The following is a 22,349-nucleotide window of genomic DNA, read 5'->3' as shown; positions in this document are numbered from 1 at the left end:
ATCCCCCGCCCACCTGGCCTCTCCGGCGGGTCGGAACGAATCCGGCCATCCGGCTGCACGCCGCTGGCTCGGATCACGCCCATGGCTCGGCTCTACGCCCGCGGCTCGGATCTACGCCCGCGGCTGCGGCCCGTCCGAATGGTCCGCCTAGTCCGGCTGGCCCGCCTCGTCCGGCTGGCCCGCCTCGTCCGGCTGATCCAGCCCGACCGCCCGATCCGGCTCGCCCGAGGGCACGGCCAGCCCGGGGGGCACCGCGGCGCCCGTGGGCCCCGGGAGGCTCGCGGGGTCCGCCAGACCTGACGGGTTGCCCTGGTCCAGCTGCCCGGCCGGGTAGGAGCCCTTGGCGGGCCGGCGGCGTCGCGGTGGGGCGGTGACGCCGTCCGCCAGCTTCCGGGCCGTCACCAGGAAACCGGTGTGGCCGACCATGCGGTGGCCCGGCCGCACCGCCAGCCCCTCGACGTGCCAGTCGCGCATCATCGTCTCCCAGGCCGCCGGCTCGGCGAAGCCACCGTGCTCCCGCAGCGTCTCGACCGTGCGGGAGAGCTGGGTGGTCGTCGCGACGTAGGCGCACAGCACCCCGCCGGGGATGAGCGCGTCGGCCGCGACACCCACGACCTCCCAGGGGGCAAGCATGTCCAGAATCACCCTGTCCATACCCTTTTCGGACGCCTCACCCAGATCGCCGACGTGCAGCGTGTGCGCTGGATGTGGTCCGCCGAAGAACGCCTCCACGTTCTTGCGTGCCACCTCCGCGAAGTCGGCCCGGCGCTCGTAGGAGACCAGCCGGCCCCCGTCGCCCACCGCGCGCAACAGGGCGCACGACAGCGCCCCCGACCCGGCACCCGCCTCGAGGACCCGCGCCCCCGGGAACACGTCCGCGTACATGACGATCGCCGCCGCGTCCTTCGGGTACACGACGGTCGCGCCGCGCGGCATCGACAGGACGAAGTCGGCCAGCAGCGGTCGCAGCGCGAGGTAGTCGGTTCCACCGGTGCTGTGGACCACGATGCCCTCCGGCTGCCCGAGGAGGTCGTCGTGCGGGATGGCGCCGCGATGGGTGTGGAACTGCTTGCCGGGCTCCAGCACGACCGTGTGCCGCCGGCCCTTCGGGTCGGTGAGCTGGACACGGTCGCCCTTGGTGAAGACCCCGCGGCGATGCGCGGCACCGGTCGGGGCTCGACTGGCCGCGATCTCTCCCAGGTCGGGCGGGATCTCCCCGCTCACAGGCAGGAGCTCGACCGGCTCCTGGGCCTCGTCTGGGCGAGGCGTCGGCTCGTTCTCACGGTGCTCGCTCGCCGCCGGCTCCGCATGGGCGCCGGACGCGACCGCGTGCGGCGGGGTCGGGTCAGTACTGATCTCGATGTCCTCTCGGCGCGTGCCCGCGGTCAGCCCACGGCCACCACACGCCCTGCTTTTCGAAACGTCACCGAGAAGAGACCATACGGGCCGCGGCCGCGGGGTCGATTCTGGCCACGAGGTCGACCATCGCCAGCACGCCGACCGGCCGGCCGTGCTGGACGACGAGGTACTCCGGAGCGGGAACGCGCTGCACCGCGGACAGCAGCGCCTCGCCCTCGAGCTCGGCCTGCAGGGTCATCCCCGGGCCGATGGTCCGGCTCACCTCGTCGACGGTCGTCCACGGCCGGCGGTGCTGCGGCATGGCGTCCACCGACAGACCATTCATGATCTTGACCGGCATGCCGCCCCGGTCGATGACGGCGACGGCCGTCGCGCCGACCTCCTGCGCCCGCCGAAGCGCCTCGCCGAGCGGCACCGCGCCCTCGACGGGCAGCGTGCGCCGGGCCAGCCGCCCCGCGGACAGTCCCGGAAGCCGCTCCCGCACCTTCGTCAGCCGCAGCGACTGGTAGGCCCCGAAGCCCAGGAAACCTGCCAGGAGGTACGCGTAGAAGGCGCCGAACCCGTCCGAGCTGGTCAGCGTGCCCCACACCACCAGCGCCCCGGCGACGACGAAGCCACCGTAGGCCCCGGCCCGCTGGCCGCGCAGCCTGTCGTGCCCGATCGCCCACACCGCGGCGACCACCACGCGACCGCCGTCGAGCGGGAGGCCGGGTGCCAGGTTGAACACGAACAGCGTCAGGTTCGTGAAGCCCAGGTAGAACAGCACCGTTCCGATGCTTCCGTCGTCCGGGACGGCCAGCAGCCCCAGCCAGCAGAGGCCGGCGAGGATGCCGTTGACGGCCGGGCCGACGAAGGCGATCAGGAACTCGCGACCAGCCGACGGTGGCTCGGGCTCGAACTCGGTGAAGCCCGCGAACCCGTGAATCGTCACCGACCGGACCCGCAGCCCGAAGCCCTGCGCGGTCAGCGCATGCCCGATCTCGTGCGCGAGCAGCGACAGGACGAAACCCACGGACACGATGACGGACAGCGCGAGCACGTGCTCGTCGGTCGCGGACGGCAGCCGGTTCCCGATCGTGCCGACCAGCAGCGAGGCGACCAGTGCCGCGAAGACCAGCGCCATCGGCGACACGAAGATCGGGACGCCGTGCACCGCGCCGACCCGCAGCCCCTGTGGACGCTCGGCCGGGCGCCGCTCGGGCGGCTCGGTCGCCCCCGATGCTCTGCGCTGCCCCGGACCGGGCTGACCCTCCATAGGTGTAGATGCTACGGACCAACCGGCGCTCTGTCCGGTCCGGATGACGCCCCTCCTCCCACAGATGCCCGGTTGCTCCCGGTGGGCTGCGTCACGCCCGGTTCGCGGACAGGGCTGGCGCCACGGTCGTTCGGGACACCGCGGCCGGCACCGGCACGAGCCGGGACCGATCGTGTCGGTGGGGCGTTCTAGGGTCGGACCCATGAGCACAGGACCGGCCTCCGCCCCACCTGTTCCGGCTGCCGACGCACCGGCTACCGATGCCCCGGCGGCGGAGGTGGCGGCGGCCGAGGGATCGGCGGCGGCGAGGCCGGTGTCCGGCACGCCGGGTGCCGCCGGCCGGGGCGCCGAGGGTCGTTCTCCCGGGCAGCTCGGCGGGCGGCCCGGCCGGGCCGGGGATCCGGCGGCTCCGTCGGTTCCGTCGCAGGGCCCCCGTCCGGTGGCCTCGCTGTCGCCTTCTCGGGCCGCCGACTTCGTCAACTGCCCGCTGCGCTACCGCTTCCGGGTGATCGACCGGATCCCCGAACCGCCGAGTGAGGCGGCGACCCGCGGCACGGTGGTGCACGGGGTGCTCGAGCGGCTGTTCGATCTCCCCGCCCGCGAGCGCACCCAGCCGGCGGCGGCGGGCCTGGTCGAGCCGGTCTGGGCGGACCTGCTGGCGCGGGACGCGTCGCTGGGCGGCCTGTTCACCGATCCGACCGCGCTGGCGGCCTGGCTGGACAGCGCCCGCGACCTTCTCGCCGGCTACTTCACCCTGGAGGACCCTCGCCGGCTCGCGCCGGCGGCGCGCGAGCTGTACGTCGAGCACGTTCTCGGGTCCGGCCTGCGGCTGCGCGGCTACGTCGACCGTCTGGACGAGGCGCAGACACCGCAGGGCACCGCGCTGCGCGTCATCGACTACAAGACGGGGCGGTCTCCCGGCCCGGCGTTCGAGGGCGCGGCGATGTTCCAGATGCGCTTCTACGCCCTGGTCCTGTGGCGTTCCCGTGGCGTTCTGCCGCGGGAGCTGCGGCTGTACTACCTGGGCGACCGCACCTGGCTGCGGGCCGCTCCGGAGGAGGCCGAGCTGCGGGCGACGGAACGCCGGATCGAGGCGCTGTGGGCGGCCATCGCGCGCGCCCACAGCACGGGCGACTGGCGGGCGACCCCGGGCCGGCTGTGCGACTGGTGCGACCACAAGGTGCGCTGCCCGGCCTTCGGCGGGACGCCTCCGCCGCTGCCGGAAAGCGTGGCCGAGGTGCCGGTCGACGACGGCGCGCCCGCGGTGTGTGAGGCCGATGGCTGACCGGTGGACGGCGCAGTCGGGAGCGGTCCACACCCGCGGTGTGGTCACCCGGCGTGACCGGTGGGAGCATGTCCGGAATATCCGGCAGTACGGCCCAAGGCCGGGCCGGTTACCGTCAGCTGCGAACATGTCAGGCGGAAAGATGTTGATCTTACCTTCCGCGTTGTTCGTTCGGAGCCCCCGGACCGGAGGCGCCGCACGGGCAGCACCCGCCGGCCGGTGACGTAGTACGCGACTTGGAGGAACGCAATGGCCCGACGCCCCGCATCGGACCACCCGCCCGCCCGCCGTGGCTCCGGCCGCCGGCAGGGCTCAGCCGCGCGCGCCTCCAGGCTCACCAAGGTCTACGGCTCTGGCCCCACCGCGGTGACCGCCCTGCGCGGTATCGACCTGACCTTCCCCTACGGCAGATTCACCGCGATCATGGGCCCGTCCGGCTCGGGCAAGTCCACCCTGATGCACTGCCTCGCCGGCCTGGACCCGGTCACCTCCGGGCGGGTCTTCATCGGGGATATCGATCTCTCCCGCCTGGGCGACCGGCAGCTCACCCAGCTTCGCCGGGACCGGATCGGCTTCATCTTCCAGCAGTTCAACCTGCTGCCCACGCTCACCGCGGCCGAGAACATCACCCTGCCGCTGGACATCGCGGGCCGCCGGCCCGACAAGAAGTGGATGCGGATGGTCGTCGAGGCCGTCGGTCTGGAGAAGCGGCTCGGCCACCGCCCACCGGAGCTTTCCGGAGGGCAGCAGCAGCGGGTCGCCTGCGCCCGCGCGCTCGTCACCCGGCCAGAGATCATCTTCGCCGACGAGCCGACCGGCAACCTCGACTCGCAGTCCGGTGCGGAGGTCCTGTCGTTCCTGCGCGACTCGGTGCGTGAGCTGGGTCAGACCGTGGTCATGGTCACCCACGACCCGACGGCCGCCTCGTACTCCGACGAGGTGATCTTCCTCGCGGACGGTCGTCTGGTCGACGCGATGGCCGAACCGACCCCGGACGCCGTCCTGGACCGGATGAAGAACCTGGACGCGCTCGCCCGCGGAGGTGCCGGCGCCCACCCGGACACCGAGTTCGACGACGGGCCGTTCGACGGCGGGCCGCCTCGGCCACGGTCCGCGCGCCCCCAGCGGACCCCCGTCGACGCCGACCACGGTGACTACGACGCCCCGGATGACGAGTACCCCGGCGATCTGACGCCCGGCTACGGCGCGGCCGGTCACAGCAGGTCCGACTACAGCGCGTCCGACTACAGCGCGTCCGACCACAGCGGGTCCGACCGTGGCCCCGCCGATCGCGGCGTGTCCGGCTACGCGGCACCGGGCCCCACGGACACGGCTCCCGTCGACTTCGGCCGCCCGGACCCGCGCGGGGGTCGCCCCGGTGGGCCGGCGATCGGCCGGCCCCAGCCGGGTGGGTGGTCCTGAGGGATGCTGCGCGCGACGCTGCGGAGCCTGCTGGCCCGCAAGGTCCGGTTGATGCTGTCCGTCCTCGCGGTGGTCGTGGGCGTCAGCTTCGTCACCGGCACGCTGGTCCTGACAGACACCCTGAACCGCACCTTCGACACCCTCTTCACCGACATCAACAAGAACGTCAGCGTCTCGGTCCGCGCCGTCAACGCGGTGGGCAACCAGGACATGAACAGCCGGCGCCCGGTGGACGCCTCGCTGGTGCCGACCCTGGCCAAGGTCGACGGGGTCGCGGCCGCGAACGGCGTGGTCCGCGGGACGGCGACGCTGATCGACCCCGCGACGGGCGATCCGTTCTCGAGCGGCGGAGCGCCGGGCATCGGGGTGAACTGGAGCGGCGACTCCCCGACCAGCGCCGAGACGATCGCCGACGGTCACGCCCCGACCGGCCAGGAGATCGCCGTCGACAAGGCGACCGCCGACAAGTACCACCTCACCCTCGGGCAGAAGCTCTCCGTGCAGACCGCCGCGAACCCGGAGGAGTTCACCCTCGCCGGCACGTTCCGCATCGGCGGCGAGGACAGCATGGGCGGCGCCATCGTCACCGTGTTCGACACGGCCACAGCGCAGCGCCTGATGCTCGCCCCTGACAGGTTCACCTCGATCAACCTCGCGGCGGCCGGCGGGTTGACCCAGGAGGAGCTGCGGCAGCGGGTCGCCGCGGTGCTCCCCGCCGGCATCGAGGCGATCACCGGCACCGCCCTCGCCGAGGAGAGCGCGAGCGCCGTGCAGGACGCCATCGGAGGCTTCTCCACGTTCCTGCTCGTCTTCGCCGGCATCGCGATGTTCGTCGGCGCGTTCATCATCTTCAACACCTTCACGATGCTGGTCGCGCAACGCGTCCGCGAGCTGGCGCTGCTGCGCGCGATCGGCGCCAGCCGCGGCCAGGTCCAGCTCTCCGTCCAGCTCGAGGCGCTGATCGTCGGCTTCATCGGCGCGACCGTGGGGCTTGCGCTCGGAGCGCTGCTCGCGGTGGGGCTGCGGGCGGCCGTGGGGGCGTTCGGGGTGTCGCTGCCCTCGAGCAGCCTGGTGTTCCAGGCCCGGACGATCCTCGTCGCCTACCTCATCGGGCTGCTGGTCACCAGCGCCGCCGCGTTCGTGCCCGCCCGCAAGGCGGCCACGGTGCCGCCGGTGGCCGCGATGCGCGAGACCTACGTGCTGCCCACCAGGTCGCTGCGTACCCGGGCGATCGCCGGCGGTGTCCTGACCGGGCTCGGCGCCATCATGGTCGTGGCCGGGCTGACCACGGGCGAGTCCGCGAACGCGACCGTCGTCGGGGCCGGCGCCGCCTTCGTCTTCCTCGGTATCACCACGCTCTCCCCTCTGCTCGCCCCGCCGGTGACGCGGATCGTGGGCATGCCGCTGCGTGCGCTGTTCGGGACCAGCGGCCGGATCGGGCAGGAGAACGCGATCCGCAACCCGCGGCGCACCGCGTCCACCGCGTCGGCGCTGATGATCGGCCTCGCGCTGGTGAGCGCGTTCGCCGTCCTCGGGCAGTCCATCAAGGAGTCGGTGCGGGAGACGGTGTCGAGCAGCCTCGGCGCCGACTTCTACGTGTTCGGGGAGAACTACGCCAGTTTCAGTCCGGAGGTCGCCAAGGGCCTGAAGGACCTGCCCGGTGTGGCCACCTCCAGCGGCGTGCGCAGCACCGCGATCAAGCTGGGGTCGAAGACGTCGTCCGTCACCGCCGGCGATCCCGCGGGCCTGCGCCAGCTGCTGGCGATCAAGCAGGTCGACGGCGACCTCAGCGCACTCGGGGACGGTTCGGTCCTGATGGACGAGAAGATCGCCCAGGAGCAGGGCCTGCGGGTCGGCGCGCCGGTACCGGTCACGTTCCCCGACGGCACCACGAACCTGACCCTGGTCGGAACCTACGAGGAGAGCACGATCGCCGGTCCGGTCCTCATCACCACCGGCGACTACGAGAAGCACTCCGGCAACAACCTGGATCTGTTCGTGATGGTCCAGAGGGCCGACGACGCCGACCCGGCCGCGGTGCGAGCCGAGATCGACAAGGTCGTCAAGCCGTACGCCAACCTGAAGGTCAACGACCAGAGCGAGTTCGTGGCCGAGCAGGAGAAACAGGTCGACCAGCTGCTCGGGTTCGTCTACGTCCTGCTCGCCCTGGCCGTGGTCATCGCACTGTTCGGCATCGTGAACACCCTCGCGTTGTCGGTGATCGAACGCACTCGCGAGATCGGCATGCTGCGCGCGATCGGGATGACCCGGCCGCAGATGCGGCTGATGGTGATCGTCGAGTCCGTGATCATCGCGATCTTCGGCGCGGTGCTCGGAGTGGTCGTCGGCAGCTTCTTCGGCTGGGCGCTCACCGGGGCCCTGGAGAGCCAGGGCGTGAGCACCTTCGCCTATCCCGTCGGCACCATCATCGCCGTGATGATCGTCGGGGCGCTGCTGGGCGTGCTGGCCGCCGTCTTCCCCGCCCGCCGCGCGGCCCGGATGGACATCCTGCGCGCGATCGCCTCGACCTGACCGATGATCGCCGTGACCGTGGTGAGGCCGTCAGGCGTACGTCAGGCCGGTACGCCGGTACGACGTCACCTGACGCCGGTGCGCGGTCAGGTGACGTCGGAGCGCCGGACGAGGCCGGCGAGCAGCGCCAGGTCGACCTCGTGCAGGTTGGCGACCCGGGCCTGGACGGGCGGGAGGTCCTGGCCGGGCGGGAGCGGCATCGACGGCACGAGAACCGTCACGCAGCCGGCGGCGACACCGGCGGCCGCGCCGGTGAGGCTGTCCTCCAGCACGACGCAGGCGGCGGGGTCGACGCCGAGCAGCCGAGTGGCGGCCAGGTACGGGTCGGGGTGCGGCTTGCGCCGCTCGACCTCGTCGCCGGCGACGGTCACGGTGAAGTGCCGCGCGCCGAGCAGGGCGACCACCGGGTCCACCAGGGACCGGAACGAGGAGGAGACCAGCGCGGTCGGCACACCCGCGGCGGTGAGGACACCCAGCAGCTCCGGCGCGCCCGGCTGGGGGATGATCGCCCCCGGCTCCCGGAAGAGCTCGGCCGACCGGCGCAGCAGGAACTCGGCGGTCGCGGGTTCCTCCGCGGCCGGGGCTCCCAGCATCTCCAGCATGATCGGGACGGCGGTGTCGATACCGTGCCCGATCATGGCCTGCTTCATCTCGGGGGTGAACTCCCGGCCCAGGCGCGCGGCCGCCTCGTGCTCCGCGATCGTCCACAACGGCTCGGTGTCGACCAGCAGACCGTCCATGTCGAGCAGAACCGCCGCCGGCAAATCACTCACAGGATGTCGTCCTCCGAAAGGTCCGCGGCCGCTTGGGACGCTTCCGGAAGGGTACCGGGACCGGGTCGAAAGGCCGCCCGCGGGCCACCGGGGAGCCCCGCGGTGACCCGTCGTCACCCGGGTGGCGCCTGTGCGGCATACCCTCTCCGACGGGACATGACGTTGTGGAACACCCGGGGCCGGTGACGGCCCCCGGGCCGGGGTTGTTCGGCGCCCTTGAGGCGGAGGTTGCGATCACGCGGCAGACTGGACGACAGACGTTCTCGCACTCGGCGAGGACGTACCGTTGCCCTGTTACGGGGACTGGGGGCCGCCAGGTGGCGGCAGGAGGTGGTAGGTGATCGAGTTCTCCGGCGTCGGCCAGCTACGGTCGCCGGTGGTCGTGGCCGCCTTCGAGGGCTGGAACGACGCCGCCGACGCATCGTCGGCTGCCGTTGAGCACCTGGAGAACGTCTTCGGCGCTCGGGTCATCGGTGCGATCGACCCCGACGACTACTACGACTTCCAGGTGAACCGGCCGACGGTGAGCGGCACCGACGGCGCCTCACGCAAGATCGCCTGGCCGACGACCCGGCTGTCGGTCGCCCGGCCGGCGAAGTCGGACTCCGACCTCGTGCTGGTGCGTGGGCTCGAGCCGAACATGCGCTGGCGGGGGTTCACCGACGAGCTGATCGAGGCGGTCCACGCGCTGGGCAGCGACATGGTCATCACGCTGGGTGCCCTGCTCGCCGACTCTCCGCACACTCGCCCCGTTCCGATCAGCGGCACCGCCGGGGATCCGGCGACCGCTGCCCGGCTGGGGCTGGAGGCGTCCCGCTACGAGGGGCCGACCGGGATCGTCGGGGTGTTCTCCGATGCCTGCTCCCGGGCGGAGCTGGCATCGGTGTCGTTCTGGGCGGCGGTGCCGCACTACGTGGCGAACCCGCCATGCCCGAAGGCGACGCTGGCCCTGCTGCGCCGGGTCGAGGACCTCCTCGACATGGAGATCCCCCTCGGCGAGCTGCCCGACAAGGCGAAGGCCTGGGAACGGCAGGTGGACGAGCTCGCCGCCGGCGACTCCGAGGTGGCCGAGTACGTCCGCTCGCTGGAGTCACGCGAGCCGGAGACCGCCCTGCCGGAGGCGAGTGGCGACGCCATCGCCCGGGAGTTCGAGCGTTACCTGCGCAGGCGGGGCGAATAACCGCACACCTCGCGCCCGCCGCGGCGGGCGCGAGGTCACTCCTCGACGATCTCGGCGTCGATGATGTCCTCCTCGCGCGCCGGCCGGTGACCTGCCGGAGGCATGTGCACCGCGCCGGTCGCCGGGCCACGGCCCTGCGCGCCCGCGGGTACGAATCCGCCGGCGGTGCCCGCCGCCGAACTCGGGTTGCCAGCGGAGCGCGGGCCGGGAGTCGAGTACGGGCCGGTCGCGGCGTACGGGTCCGCCGTGGCGTACGGGTCGGTGGCCGCGTACGGGTCCGCCGCCGCGTACGGGTCGGTGGCCGCGTAGGAGTCCGCCGCCGCGTACGGGTCGGTGGCCGCGTAGGAGTCCGCCGCCGCGTAGGGCTCGGCGTCGGCGACATCGCGCTGCTGGCGGTGCCGGCCGCGGCGGGCGGCCGCGGCCGGGCCCGCGCGCCCGCCTGCCGTCGCGTGCCGGACTCCCCCCACCGCGAACCCGGACGGGGCGGCCGCCTGCGCGCCCACGTAGCCGTCGGTGGCGAAACCCGCGCCGGGACCACCCGTTCCCGGCTGCGGGGCTGCTGGGGCGGCGGTGGCTGCGGTAGCCGTCCCGGTGGCGGCTCTCCCCGTGGTGGCCGTCCCAGCGGCTCCAGCGGAACCACCGGTGCCGGCGGAGCCACCGGTGCCGGCGGAGCCACCGGTGCCGGCGGAACCTGCCGCCGCGGCGCCGGTGGCGGCACCGCCGGTTGCCGCGGCGCCGGTGTCGTGGCCGACGTGGCCCGCCAGGCCCTCGGGTGCGAGCCCGGAACGGACGAGATCGGTGACGGCACGGTCGATCTCGTCCTCGCCGAGCAGGCGGCGCAGCCGCAGGACGGCGCCGACGATCTCACCCTGCTGGCGGCGCAGCGCGTCCAGCGAGTGCGTGCCGCGGGCGATCTCGGCCTCGAGGTCCTCGTGTCGGGTGAGCGCGAGCCGGCGGCTCTCCTCGACCGCGTCGAGCAGGAGCTTCTCCGCCTGCTCTCGGGCCTCGCGCACGATCGGATGGTTGGCGCCGGCCTCGGCGACGGCCTCCGCCAGCGCCGACTGGGCGATCTGACGGGCCGCGCCGAGGATGTCGTCCGCCTCCCGCTGCGCGATCTCGAGCATGAGCCCGATCCGCCCGCCCGCCTGCGCGGGGACGCCCTCGGCGAGGCGGGCCTGGGCCTCCTGGCGGTCACGCTCGTGACGCAGTGCCGATTCCGCCGCCGCCAGCCGGGACGTCACCTCGCTCGCGTACCGCCACAGGACACCGACGTAGTCGTCGACCTGGCGGCGGTCGTATCCCTGGGCGACCTCGTCGAACGTCGGCCGCTCCATGCCGGCGCCGGACTCTTCCCGGCGGTGGTGCGCCCCCATCGGCTACGTTCCTCTCGGTAGGCCCGAACCAAGATCAATACCGAGCAACGCATCGACGATATCGCGGACGGTCACCGACTCCGTCACGTCTGTTCCCCCCGATGCCCCCGAAGCGCCCACACCGGCACCGCCAGCACCGAGCGCGGCCGTCACCCACTCGTCGACGGCGGTGACGGCTCCCGGTGCGTCGAGTCCGTCGGCCAGCCGCTCCCGGACCACGGCGAGCAGCCGGCCGGCGTCCGGCGCGGTGGGTGCGGGCAGTGCCGCCGCGGCCCGCCACCGCCGCACCATCAGGTCGGCGGCCGGCAGGTCCGCGGGCGTCCACTCCCACTCCACGGTGTGATGATGATGCAGCAGCGCCAGCCTGATCGCCGCGGGGTCCGCGCCGCCGGCCAGCAACCGCGAGACGAACTCCAGGTTCCCCCGGGACTTCGACATCTTGTGGCCGTCGAGGCCGACCATGGCCGTGTGTACGTAGGCGCGGGCGAACGGCGCCGTGCCCCCCGCGACCTCGGCGTGCGCGGCGCTGCACTCATGGTGGGGGAAGACGAGGTCGCTGCCGCCGCCCTGGATGTCGATCGGGGCGCCCAGATGGTGGCGGGCGATGGCGGAGCACTCGACATGCCAGCCCGGCCGGCCCGGGCCGAACGGCGACGGCCAGGACGGCTCCCCCGGCCGCTCGGCGCGCCACAGCAGCGGGTCCAGCGGGTCCTTCTTGCCCGGCCGGCCCGGGTCGCCGCCGCGCTCGGCGGACAGCGCCAGCATCTGCGCCGGGCTCAGCCCGGCGACCTCGCCGAACTCCTTCGCCGAGGACACCGAGAAGTACAGGTCGCCCTCGACCGAGTAGGCCGCCCCCCGCTCGACCAGCTGGCCGATCATCTCGACGATGAGCGGCACGGCCTCGACGACGCCGACGTAGTGGTCGGGCGGCAGGACGCGCAGCGCGGTCATGTCCGAGCGGAACAGGTCGATCTCGCGGCGGGCGAGGTCACGCCAGTCGATGCCGTCGCGATCGGCGCGCTCCAGCAGCGGGTCGTCGACATCCGTCACGTTCTGGACGTAACGCACCTCGTGGCCGGCGTCGCGCAGCACCCGCTGCACCAGGTCGTAGGTGAGGTAGGTGAACGCATGGCCCAGGTGCGTGGCGTCGTAGGGGGTGATCCCACAGACGTAGAGGCTGGCCGTCGGACCCGGCCGCAGCGCCCGGACCCGTCCGCTCGCCGTGTCGAGGACACGCAGGTCGCGACCCTGTCCGGGAAGCCTGGGAAGCTGGGGAGAGGGCCACGCGTACATGCGTGTCAGGGTAACCGCGCCGAAGCGGGCTGCGGGACAAGCTGGGCCGGCTCGCCCGAGACCGGGACGCACCACCCGGCCGGTCGGAAAGCGCGCCGCTGATCAGAAGGGCGGCCAGGGTATGGCCGGCCAGTCCGCGGACGGCATCGGGAAGCGGCGCCGGGCCAGCAGCCGCTCGACCCTCGCCTGGAGCGCAGCCAGTTCCGCGGTGGTGAGCAGAGGCGTCAGACGCTCACCCAGATCGCCTCCGAGGGACTCGCTCAGGCCACGGAGCACGGCGCACTCCCGCGCGGTCAACCGTTCCCCCCGCCAGGTCCACAGCAGGGTGCGCAGCTTGTCGTCGGTGTGAAACGTCACACCGTGATCGATGCCGTAGACCCGGCCGGACGGCGCGGGCAGCAGGTGCCCGCCCTTGCGGTCCGAGTTGTTGATGACCGCGTCGAACAGTGCGATGCGCCGCAGCCGCGGATCGTCCGAACGGGTCAGCTCCACCAGGTCCACGGTCGTGTCGACGTCGATCCAGAGCTGCACCATGCCCTCACCGAAGGGGCCCGGACGCATCACCGTGGGCGGGACGATGCCCGGGTCCATCGCCTCGGAGATCTCGTAGGCCGCGAGCTCCCGGGCGGCCAGTGTGCCGTCGGGGAAGTCCCAGAGCGCACGCTCGCCGCGCACCGGCTTGTAGACACACCGCGCGCTGGTGACCCGGCCGGCACCATCACCACCGGGATCCGCACCGGCACCGGCACCGGCACCAGCCTCGACGTCCACGACATCCGCGACCGCGCAGTCCAGGCGGATCTCGCACAGCAGGGTCGCGTTGCTCGCGTCGACGAGCCGGCCGGTGATCTCCAGCTCGCCGGACCGCAGCAGCTCCAGCGCCTGCGAGGCGTCCAGCCCGCCGCTGTCGAGCGGATCCAGCGCAGGGCCCTCTCCCGGATCGGGACCGGCCGCGGAAATGCTCACGGCTCTAGTCTCGCCGCCGGCGGCTGCTGGGGGGACGGGTGCCCGCCCGATGCGGCCCTCGCCACCGGGGCCACCCCGGCGCCACCCCCGATGATCTCGTCCTCGCCCGGTGCGGCCGACGCGCCGTCGGCCCCCGACCCGCCCTCCGCGACCGCGCCGGCGGACGGCACCGGGGCGGCGGGTGCCGGCAGGAGATCGGTCACGGAGCCGCCGATGTCGTTGATCCGCCGGACGAAGGGGCGGTGCTCGCCGTAGCGCACCACGGTCAGCGAGCACGGATCGATGGTGATCCGGTGGTACATGTCCAGATGCATGCCGAGCGCGTCGGCGACCACGGTCCGGATCACGTCACCGTGTGAGCACAGCAGCCAGGTCGCGTCCGGCCCGAGCCGCGCGTTCCACTCGCGCACCGCGTTGACCCCGCGGGCCTGGGTGTCGCGCAGCGCCTCGCCGCCCGGGAAGGTGATGGCGCTCGGCTGACTCTGCACGATCTTCCAGAGCGGGTCGCGGGCCAGCACGGCGAGCTCCTGCCCCGTCCAGTCGCCGTAGTGGCACTCCCCGACCCGGTCGTCGGTCTGGACGGGCTGGCGCCCGCCCGCGGCGGCGGGCCCCGCCGGACGGCGCTCGGCGATCGCCTGGGCGGTCTGCTGGCAGCGGTCGAGCGGGCTGGACACGATCGCGGCCAGCGGGATCTCCGCGAGGCGATCGGCCAGCGCGGCGGCCTGCGCCCGGCCCCGGTCGTCGAGGCCGACGCCGGGAGTCCAGCCGAGCAGGATCTTGCCGGTGACCTCGGTGAGACCGTGCCGGACCAGCAGGACTGTGGTCAACCCTGACTTCTCCTTCACCAGTGCGGGGCGCGTACCCGCAGCGGACACCAGCGGACACCGGCAGGCACACGGGTGGGGCTGCCGGTGCCGAGCACCGGCCGGCGGCTGCCAGGCCGGACACACGCACCAGGTCAGACGTGACGTGCCCGCCGGCCAGAGGCCGACGTCACGACGCGTGATCGGACCACCCGCGGACCACCTACCGCACCACGCTACCGAGCGGGCGTACCCGGAGCTCCCGACGCCGTCGTTACGCTTCGGCAATGCCCGAAGACGCCGTCGACATCCCGCTTGCGCCCACCGCCGACCCTGGCGGGCCGGCCTCGCCCGCGGCGGGCACGGGTCCAGACGACGGGGTCGTCTTCGCGGCCTTCTGCGCCGCCGGTCTCTGGCCGGGCCTGGGCCGGACGACGGCCGGCCGCCTCGGCGAGGCCGGCATCGAAGGCCGGGCGGACGTCGACCTGGCCCGGCTGTCGGCGGTGCCCGGTGTCTCCGGGCCGCGGGCCCGGCGCCTGCTCGACACGTTCCGCGCGGCCGAGGCCACCTACGCCGCGGTGGAGCTGCTCATCGCGGCTCGGCTGCCGGCCCGGCTCGCGCGCGGCCTGAGCGAGGCGCTGGGCCCCGCGGCGGTCGACGCGCTGCGCGCCGACCCCTGGTCACTGCTGGACGGTGGTGAGGCCGAGCTCGGGGACGCCGACCGCTTCGCCCGTCACTTCGGGCTGGGCCGCACCGACCCACGGCGTGGCCCGGCGGTCGTCACCCACCTGCTGGGCCGGGCCGCCAGCCGGGCCGGTGACACCGCCGCCGAGGTGGCGGCCGTGTCCCGGGCCGCGGCAGGTGAGGGGGTCACCGACCCGCTGACGGCGTTGACCAGCGCACTCGAGGTCGGCCGGGTGGTCCAGGTGGACGACCGGGTGGCCCTGGAGCGGTTCGCGATGGCCGAGCAGGCGATCGCCGAGGGGGTGGAACGCCTGCTCGCGACGGCAGAGCCCCTGCGCGCCGACGGCGAGGACGGCCAGGCCCGGCGGCGCCGGCGGGCGGCCTCCGGGTCGCCCGGGGAACCGGCACTCACGCCCTCCGGCGGCGCCGCCTCCGAACTCCCGGCGCCGGAGCCCCGGTCGATGTTCGACGATGACTACGCCGACGACGACGAATCCGATGGCGACGGTACCGATGGCGACGAGGCCGGCACCGGGAGCGGGAGCGAGGTCGGCGACGGCGGCCACGGCGACGGTGCGGCCGGCCCGGCGGCACCCGGTGCGGCCGGCGGCCCACGGGGCGGGTCGGTGGACCAGGGTGCCGCCGCTGACCACGCCGTCGCCGGTCTGGACGAGATCCAGCTGCGGGCCGCGCGCACCGCGCTCGAGGCCGGCGTCAGCGTGCTGACCGGCGGTCCCGGTACGGGCAAGAGCCGCACCGTGGCCGCGGTCGTCCGGCTGGCCGAGGCCGCCGGAGTGGAGGTGGCGCTCGCCGCGCCGACGGGGCGGGCCGCCAAGCGGCTGGAGGAGCTGTGCGGCGCCCCGGCCAGCACCCTGCACCGCCTGCTCGGTGCCCAGGGCCGCGGCGGTGGCTTCACCCGCGACGAGCACAACCCGCTCGAGGCGGACCTGGTGGTCGTCGACGAGACCTCGATGGTCGACGCCGAGCTCGGCGCGGCGCTGCTGGACGCGTGCGCGGACGGCACCCATCTCCTTCTCGTGGGTGATCCCGCCCAGCTGCCGAGCATCGGGCCGGGCCAGCTGCTCGCCGACCTGCTGGAGTCCGAGATCGTTCCCGTCACCGAGCTGACCCGGCTCTACCGGCAGGCGGACGGTGGCGCGATCGCGACGATGGCCGCGGCGGTCCGCCAGGGCGAGCTGCCTCCGCCGCCCAGCGGCCCCGGCCGCGAGGTCGTCGTCGTGCCGGCGCGTACCTCCGGTGAGGCCGCCCACCGGGTCGTCCAGCTCGTCACCGACTCGATCCCGCGGGCGCTGGGCATCCCGTCCGCCGAGGTGCAGGTCGTGACCCCGGTGCACGGCGGGCCGGCCGGAACCACCGCGCTGAACACCGCGCTCAAGAAGGCGCTCAACCCCGGCCCCGGTGAGGTCTCCGGGTTCGATGTGGGCGACCGGGTCGTGGCGACGGCGAACCATCTGGACCTGGGGTTCGCCAACGGCGAGATCGGCGTCGTCGTGGCGCTCGGTGAGCGGGGCGCGCTGCGGGTGGCCTTCCCCGGCGGGGAGCTCGACATCCCGTCGCACGGTGTGGTGGACCTGCGGCACGGCTGGGCCGTCACGGTGCATCGCGCCCAGGGCAGCGAGTGGGCCGCCGTGGTGGGCGTGTTCCCCCCGGAGGCCGGTCGCATGCTGAACCGCCCGCTGGTCTACACGGCGATGACCCGGGCCCGCAGTCATCTCTCGATCGTCTCGGTGAACGGCCCGGCGCTGCGCGCGGCGGTGCGTGACGCCGGCGGGCGGCGGCGGGCGACGCTGCTGCCCGCGCTGCTGGCCGGTGGCTCGGTCGACCCCTTCGGCCCGGGTGTGGACGACGACGAGGACGCCTACGACGACACCGACGAGCTGCCGGCCGACGACACGCCGAACGAGAGCGGCCGGCGCGGCCCGAGCAGCCGGGCCGACGCGCTGGCCGTACCGGCGCAGGCCGGTACGCGGGCGGGATCGTCATGAGGCAGCCCGTCATGAGGAACACGTCATGGGGCACAGGACTGCCAGGAAACCTGTCATGAAGCTGTCGCGGGGCGCCGAACCCGACCTGACGAAGATCGCGTGGCACACGAATGGGTAGCGTTCGGGTGGTGAGCCCTGACGACCTGCCGACCGGGCAGGTCGGGAAATCGTCCTCGGCGCCGGGCACCAGCTCGGAACCGGGGCAGGCACCGGTTCTGGAGGCCCACGAGACGGGCGAGGCGCCGGCCGCGGCCGAGACGCCCGCCCACGGTCCCGTGCTCGCCCAGCGGGTGCCGATCGAGCTGGCGGGGCCGGGTGAGCAGGCCGTGCCGGTCAGGCAGGCCGCCACGCCGGCCGACCCGCGGGAGTCCGCGCGGCGATCCGCTCCCGAGGGCGTCCGACCGGGGTGGTCGCAGCGCTGGGCGGCCGGGCTGGGGCTGGCCCGGCAGTGGACGGTGGCCGCGGCACCCCAGCTCGTTCTCGTCGGGACGCTGCTGGCGGTCGTGACCGGTGCCGTGCTCCGCTTCGCCACGCCGAGTCATCTGTGGCTGGACGAGTCGCTGACCGTCGGGATCGCGTCCCGGTCGGTGCCCGACCTGCTCGAGGCGCTCCGCCACGACGGCTCGCCGCCGTTGTACTACCTTCTCCTGCACGGGTGGATCACGCTGTTCGGTGACGGCGACGTCGCCGTCCGGGCCCTGTCCGGTGTGCTCTCGCTCGCCACGCTGCCGCTGGCCTGGCTGGCCGGGCGGCGTGTGGGCCGCTACGCGACCGCGCTCGGCAACGGCGGGCCGACAGCCGAACAGCGCGTCGGGCGCGCCGCCCTGCTGCTCTTCGCCTGTTCGCCGTACGCGATCCGCTACGGCAGCGAGGCGCGGATGTACTCGCTGGTCGTCCTGCTGGTGCTGGTCTTCGGGTTCGCGGCGATCGGGGCGCTGAACCGCAGCAGCCCGTTTCGGCTGGCCCTGCTGACACTCGCGACGGCCGCCCTGGTCTACACGCACTACTGGACGTTCCTGCTGGTGTTCACGGTGGCGGCGTTCCTGCTCGTGCAGGCGCGGCGCCGGCCCGGCTACCGCCGCCCGGCGCTGCGCGCGTTCGCCGCGATGGCGGCCTCGGCGTTGCTCTTCGCGCCGTGGATGCCGGTGTTCCTCTTCCAGATGCTGCACACCGGGACGCCCTGGGCACCGCGGGTGCAGGCTCAGGTACTGCTCGACACCGTCTTCGACTGGGCCGGGCCGCAGTCGACCGGGGCCCTGCTGGGCGTCATCCTGCTCGGCGGCGCGCTGATCGGGCTCACCGCCAGGCCCCTGGGCCGCGAGCTCCACGTCAAGATCTCCGGGCGCACGCCGGGCCGGTACCTCGCGGCGATCTGGCTCGTTCCGCTCGTGCTGGCCTACTTCGTCAACATGTTCGGCGGCAGCGCCTACGCGGAGCGGTACACCGGCATCGCCCTGCCGGCCTGCCTCCTGCTGGCCGCGCTGGGCATCGCCCACCTGCCTGTTCACCGCGCGTTCGTGGCCGTGCTCGTCATCGCCTCGGTCAGCGGGCTGATCGGCGGGTACCAGCTCGCCCGCACCGAACGGACCCAGGCCGGTGAGATCGCCGACCGGATCGCCCGGATCGCCCGGCCGGGCGACGTCGTCGCCTACTGCCCGGACCAGTTGGGCCCGGCGGTGCACCGGGCGATCGTGCGCCGCGGCGACATCGACGTCCGGGAGATCGTCTACGCCGACGAGACCGGCCCCGCCCTCGTCGACTGGGTCGACTACGCGGACCGGATGAAGCGCGCGAACGGCGCGGCCTTCGCCGCCGAGGTGAACGGGCTCGCCGGGCCCGACCACGCCGTGCTGCTCGTGCGGGCCGATGGGTACCGATTCCTGGAAGGTGCCTGCGCGGTGGTCTCCGACCAGCTCGCGGCGCTGCGCGACCGTGCGTTGCAGGTCGAGAAGCGCAATCTTTACGAGGGCGCGGCGTTGGAGCGGTTCTCCACTCTGCGCTGACCGTCCGCGGCACGCTGACCCTCCGCGGCACGCCGACCCTCCGCGGCACGCTGACCGTCCGCGGCACGCCGAGGCCGCGCCCTGAGCTGCGGCGGGGCCACGAGGTGGCCCCGCGCGGCCGCCGTGCTGGTCGCCGCCAGGACGAGCAGAGCCATCGGCAGCGTGTAGTGGTTGAAGAAGGTCTGCTTGTTCATCAGATCCAGCCCGAGCAGGACCACCGCCGAGCCCGCGCAGAAGCCTGCCGCGCCCCCGCGGGCCCGCCAGGCCAGCAGGTAGCTGCCAGCCAGCACGGCGGCGGTCGCGCCGAAGCCGAGCGTGATCCCGAAATGGTGGGCCCAGCCCGGCAGCGAAAGCGAGTGGTCGAGCACCGGGTAGTCGAGGTTGGTGCGGACAGCGTCGGCGAAGAAGTCCCGCGGTGCCGTCACGATCCAGGGCGCCACCACCGCCAGCCCGAGGCCGGCCGACGCCAGCGCCCGGCGCGGGCCGAAGGCCGGCCAGCAGGCCGCGACCGGCAGGAGCAGCGCCACATGCTGCTTACTGGCCAACGCCAGCGCGAGGGCGACCACGGCCAGCCGGGTGCGGCCGGTGGTGACCGCCCGGACCATCACGGCGAGCGCCACCACGAGCAGCGGCTCCGTCCACGACTGCTGCAGCGCGTACATCGACTCCGGGAACACGACGAGCAGGAGCGGAAGGAGCCGGGTGACGCGCGGGCCGGTGCCGGTGGACATGTCCGTGCCCGGGCCCGCGGTGCCGTGCCCTGCGCCGTGTGGGCGGGCGATGACCGCCGCGCAGGCAACCGCCAGAAGCAGGCCGTACCGGACGTCACCGAATATCCACCGAAACGGCGCCAGCAGCAGCGAGGTGCCCGGCAGGTAGGGGTAGACGTCGAAGAGCCCGCCCGCGGTGTGGGCGTAGGTCACCGGGTCGGGCCCCCACTGCTGGCGGTACATGTTCTCGCCGTCGGCCAGCCCTGACGTCGAGCCCTGCAGCAGGTGGAACACGTCGATCCGGGGCCGCGGCGCGGCGACGATGGTGGCGACGCCGGCGGCGACCGCGAGGCCGAGCACCGCCCAGAACACCCAGGACCGCGCCCACCACGGCCCCCGGCTCCCGGCCAGGCCCAGGCCCAGGCCCACCCTGGCCCCCACCCCGGACCCGGACCCGGACCGCGCAGCGTCCGCGCCGGCCGGACCTGCGGGCCTGGCCGTGCGGGCGGCGCTGAGCAGTGCTGCCCCGGCGAGCAGCCCCGCGGCGGCCGCCAGGACGTCCGCCACGGCCGCGGCCGGGCCCGCGGCGTAGTAGCGAGGGTGACGCACGAGCGGGCCGGCCGCGACAACGACGCCACACAGGACGATCACCGCCCGGGGGGCGAACCGTGCCGCCGTGCCACCCCACCCGCGCCGCGACGTCGGGGACCCGCCGCCCGGTGTGAGACCCGCCACCGGAGAAACGGCGAGGGCGGCCACGGCCGCGGCGGCGCCCAGCAGCACCATGACGAGCGCGAGGGGGCTGTACCTGCCGTCCGACAGGCTGATGCCCACCGCGCAGCCGCACCAGCCGGCCAGGAGCAGCGCCGGCTCCGGAGCACGCGGGGTGGGCAGTGCGCGAGGCATGTCCGCACCATGCCAGAGCGCCCGGCGGGTCGGCCGCCGAGGTCAGGCACACTGGAGCGGCGCCGCCCGGGCAAGGCCCACCGCATCAGGTGTGCCGGGCCGATATCGGCGCCCCACCGGGGGGTCCGGTGAAGCGGCGGTAACTCCCATGCGAGACTGCCCCGGAGGCCGGATGCGAAGGTTCCGGCACCGGGAGGGGTCCAGCCAGCCGCGGGCGCGAAACGCGCCGCCTGTGCGTCCCCCGACTGACCACGGACGATGTTGTTGAGGAGAGGTCCGGCACAGTGACCGAAAAGCCAGAGGTAGTCGTCATCGGAGCCGGGCCGGCCGGTCTCTCCGCCGGCTGGGAGCTGATGAAGCGGGAGATCCCCGTGACGATTATCGAGGGTGACTCGGTGGTCGGCGGAATCAGCCGCACGGCCGAGCGGGACGGCTGGCGTTTCGACATCGGTGGCCACCGTTTCTTCACCAAGGTTCCCGAGGTCGAGAAGCTGTGGCACGAGATTCTGCCGGATGAGGACTTCCTGCTCCGGCCGCGTTCCAGCCGCATTTACTACAACAACAAGTTCTTCGACTACCCGCTGAAGCCAGGAAACGCCCTGGGTGGCCTGGGCGTGCTGGAGGCGGCGCGTTGCATCGGCTCCTACGCGGCGGCCCGGGTGCGCCCGCCGAAGGACCAGTCGAACTACGAGAACTGGCTGGTCGCGCGATTCGGCTGGCGGCTCTACCGCACCTTCTTCAAGACCTACACCGAGAAGGTCTGGGGCGTTCCCGTCAGCGAGATGCCCTCCGACTGGGCCGCTCAGCGGATCAAGAGCCTGTCCCTGAGCAACGCCGTCATCAACGCGGTGCTGCCGAAGCGCAACCAGACGGACATCACCTCCCTCATCGAGGAGTTCCAGTACCCGAAGTACGGGCCGGGAATGATGTGGGAGACCGCCGCAGACAAGATCACCAAGCAGGGTGGCCGGATCGTCTTCGAGGAGAAGGTCAAGAAGATCCACCACGAGAACGGCAAGGCCACCGGTGTCACCACGGTGGTCACGGGTGGCTACGGGCCCGGCGCGGGCGCGCCGGAGTCGTCGCGGACGGACATCGGCACCGAGTACCAGTACACGGGTGACCAGTTCATCTCCTCGATGTCCTTCTCCTCGCTGGTGCGCGTGATGGACCCGCCGGTTCCGCCGCGCGTCCTCGCCGCCGCGAACGCCCTGAAGTACCGCGACTTCCTCACCGTGGCGCTGGTCGTTCCCGAGTCGGCCGGGTTCCCGGACAACTGGATCTACATCCACTCCCCGGATGTCAAGGTCGGCCGCATCCAGAACTTCTCGTCCTGGTCGCCGTTCCTGGTGAAGGACGGCAAGACCTGCCTGGGCCTGGAGTACTTCGTCTTCGAGGGCGACGAGATGTGGAACTCGTCCGACGAGGACCTGATCGCGCTGGGCACCCGGGAGCTGGCCCGGCTCGGCCTCGTCCGCGCCGGCCAGGTCGAGACCGGCTACGTCGTGCGGATGCCCAAGGCGTACCCGTACTACGACACGGAGTACAAGAAGAACGTCGACATCATCCGCGGCTGGCTCGAGGACAACGCTCCCAACGTCCACCCGGTCGGCCGTAACGGTATGCACCGGTACAACAACCAGGACCACTCGATGCTCACCGCGATGCTGACGGTTGAGAACATCATCGACGGAAAGTCCCACGACGTCTGGGAGGTCAACGTCGAGGAGGACTACCACGAGGAGTCCTCCTCGAAGCGCGCCTAGGCGACGCGCGGCGGCGGCGTCGGGACTCCCTCC

At 73.3% G+C, this 22,349-nt stretch carries 15 protein-coding genes; 7 read left to right on the top strand and 8 right to left on the bottom strand.

Translation table 11 applies throughout. The features are described from left to right. Positions 1–147: 147 nt before the first annotated feature. Positions 148–1,224: a tRNA (adenine-N1)-methyltransferase gene (locus tag ACG83_RS11545; RefSeq protein ID WP_083473150.1), complete on the bottom strand. Its 1,077-nt coding sequence runs from the start codon at positions 1,222–1,224 to the stop codon at positions 148–150. A gap of 199 nt (positions 1,225–1,423) precedes the next feature. Continuing rightward, entirely contained in the window at positions 1,424–2,614 is a 1,191-nt protein-coding gene (locus tag ACG83_RS11540) for a site-2 protease family protein (RefSeq protein WP_054566124.1), read from the bottom strand. 202 nt (positions 2,615–2,816) lie between these two features. Here ACG83_RS11540 and ACG83_RS11535 point away from each other — a divergent pair, with 202 nt between their 5' ends. The 3 genes from ACG83_RS11535 (at position 2,817) to ACG83_RS11525 (ending at position 7,853) form a co-directional block, all read left to right on the top strand. Beyond that, on the top strand, positions 2,817–3,899 hold the full coding sequence (locus tag ACG83_RS11535) for a PD-(D/E)XK nuclease family protein (RefSeq protein WP_054566123.1): 1,083 nt from the start codon (positions 2,817–2,819) through the stop codon (positions 3,897–3,899). A gap of 249 nt (positions 3,900–4,148) precedes the next feature. Beyond that, entirely contained in the window at positions 4,149–5,321 is a 1,173-nt protein-coding gene (locus ACG83_RS11530; RefSeq protein WP_054566122.1) for an ABC transporter ATP-binding protein, read from the top strand. A gap of 3 nt (positions 5,322–5,324) precedes the next feature. Beyond that, on the top strand, positions 5,325–7,853 hold the full coding sequence (locus tag ACG83_RS11525; RefSeq protein ID WP_054566121.1) for an ABC transporter permease: 2,529 nt from the start codon (positions 5,325–5,327) through the stop codon (positions 7,851–7,853). Positions 7,854–7,939: 86 nt separating this feature from the next. Here the strand turns inward: ACG83_RS11525 and ACG83_RS11520 are convergent, their stop codons facing one another. Further along, positions 7,940–8,626 (bottom strand): HAD family phosphatase, encoded by a 687-nt coding sequence (locus tag ACG83_RS11520; RefSeq protein ID WP_076829151.1) that lies wholly within the window; start codon positions 8,624–8,626, stop codon positions 7,940–7,942. A 337-nt stretch (positions 8,627–8,963) separates the two neighbouring features. Here ACG83_RS11520 and ACG83_RS11515 point away from each other — a divergent pair, with 337 nt between their 5' ends. Beyond that, the gene (locus ACG83_RS11515; RefSeq protein WP_006545928.1) at positions 8,964–9,806 is read left to right on the top strand and encodes a PAC2 family protein; all 843 of its coding nucleotides are present in this window, start codon (positions 8,964–8,966) and stop codon (positions 9,804–9,806) included. A gap of 35 nt (positions 9,807–9,841) precedes the next feature. On the opposite strand, the gene ACG83_RS45985 is transcribed toward ACG83_RS11515, so the two are convergent. The 4 genes from ACG83_RS45985 to ACG83_RS11495 all read right to left on the bottom strand — a co-directional run bounded on the left by ACG83_RS45985 (position 9,842) and on the right by ACG83_RS11495 (position 14,265). Further along, a complete protein-coding gene (locus ACG83_RS45985) occupies positions 9,842–11,179 on the bottom strand; it encodes a DivIVA domain-containing protein (RefSeq protein WP_200931302.1) in 1,338 nt (445 codons plus the stop codon). Positions 11,180–11,182: 3 nt separating this feature from the next. Beyond that, the gene (gene mshC / locus ACG83_RS11505) at positions 11,183–12,472 is read right to left on the bottom strand and encodes a cysteine--1-D-myo-inosityl 2-amino-2-deoxy-alpha-D-glucopyranoside ligase (RefSeq protein WP_054566120.1); all 1,290 of its coding nucleotides are present in this window, start codon (positions 12,470–12,472) and stop codon (positions 11,183–11,185) included. Between the two features lie 102 nt (positions 12,473–12,574). Then, a complete protein-coding gene (locus ACG83_RS11500; RefSeq protein WP_054566119.1) occupies positions 12,575–13,438 on the bottom strand; it encodes an SCO1664 family protein in 864 nt (287 codons plus the stop codon). Next, positions 13,435–14,265 (bottom strand): histidine phosphatase family protein, encoded by an 831-nt coding sequence (locus ACG83_RS11495; RefSeq protein WP_054566118.1) that lies wholly within the window; start codon positions 14,263–14,265, stop codon positions 13,435–13,437. The genes ACG83_RS11500 and ACG83_RS11495 overlap by 4 nt, the downstream gene beginning before the upstream one ends. 263 nt (positions 14,266–14,528) lie before the next feature. Between ACG83_RS11495 and ACG83_RS11490 the strand changes: the two genes are divergently transcribed. Further along, on the top strand, positions 14,529–16,931 hold the full coding sequence (locus ACG83_RS11490) for an AAA family ATPase (RefSeq protein ID WP_054566117.1): 2,403 nt from the start codon (positions 14,529–14,531) through the stop codon (positions 16,929–16,931). A gap of 110 nt (positions 16,932–17,041) precedes the next feature. Beyond that, positions 17,042–18,934, top strand: a complete 1,893-nt coding sequence (locus ACG83_RS11485) for a glycosyltransferase family 39 protein (protein WP_054566116.1) — start codon at positions 17,042–17,044, stop codon at positions 18,932–18,934. Here ACG83_RS11485 and ACG83_RS11480 read toward each other — a convergent pair. Then, positions 18,892–20,550 (bottom strand): hypothetical protein, encoded by a 1,659-nt coding sequence (locus tag ACG83_RS11480; protein ID WP_054566115.1) that lies wholly within the window; start codon positions 20,548–20,550, stop codon positions 18,892–18,894. The genes ACG83_RS11485 and ACG83_RS11480 overlap by 43 nt on opposite strands. A gap of 284 nt (positions 20,551–20,834) precedes the next feature. Here ACG83_RS11480 and ACG83_RS11475 point away from each other — a divergent pair, with 284 nt between their 5' ends. Next, positions 20,835–22,316 carry an NAD(P)/FAD-dependent oxidoreductase gene (locus ACG83_RS11475; protein ID WP_054566114.1) on the top strand — a complete coding sequence of 494 codons (1,482 nt, stop codon included), beginning with the start codon at positions 20,835–20,837 and terminating at the stop codon, positions 22,314–22,316. Positions 22,317–22,349: the final 33 nt, after the last annotated feature.

The organism is Frankia sp. R43 (assembly GCF_001306465.1).
In the GTDB taxonomy this organism is placed as follows: Bacteria; Actinomycetota; Actinomycetes; order Frankiales; family Frankiaceae; genus Parafrankia; species Parafrankia irregularis.
The sequence above is the reverse complement of the archived record's forward strand: the minus strand, read 5'-3'. Positions and strand labels throughout refer to the sequence as shown.

Excerpts from the sequence above, each read along its gene's own strand:
- mshC (WP_054566120.1), bottom strand. The coding sequence starts at position 12,472 with ATGTACGCGTGGCCCTCTCCCCAGCTTCCCAGGCTTCCCGGACAGGGT.
- ACG83_RS11480 (WP_054566115.1), bottom strand. The coding sequence starts at position 20,550 with ATGCCTCGCGCACTGCCCACCCCGCGTGCTCCGGAGCCGGCGCTGCTC.
- ACG83_RS11540 (WP_054566124.1), bottom strand. The coding sequence starts at position 2,614 with ATGGAGGGTCAGCCCGGTCCGGGGCAGCGCAGAGCATCGGGGGCGACC.
- ACG83_RS11535 (WP_054566123.1), top strand. The coding sequence starts at position 2,817 with ATGAGCACAGGACCGGCCTCCGCCCCACCTGTTCCGGCTGCCGACGCA.
- ACG83_RS11490 (WP_054566117.1), top strand. The coding sequence starts at position 14,529 with ATGCCCGAAGACGCCGTCGACATCCCGCTTGCGCCCACCGCCGACCCT.
- ACG83_RS11525 (WP_054566121.1), top strand. The coding sequence starts at position 5,325 with ATGCTGCGCGCGACGCTGCGGAGCCTGCTGGCCCGCAAGGTCCGGTTG.
- ACG83_RS11485 (WP_054566116.1), top strand. The coding sequence starts at position 17,042 with ATGGGTAGCGTTCGGGTGGTGAGCCCTGACGACCTGCCGACCGGGCAG.
- ACG83_RS45985 (WP_200931302.1), bottom strand. The coding sequence starts at position 11,179 with ATGGGGGCGCACCACCGCCGGGAAGAGTCCGGCGCCGGCATGGAGCGG.
- ACG83_RS11530 (WP_054566122.1), top strand. The coding sequence starts at position 4,149 with ATGGCCCGACGCCCCGCATCGGACCACCCGCCCGCCCGCCGTGGCTCC.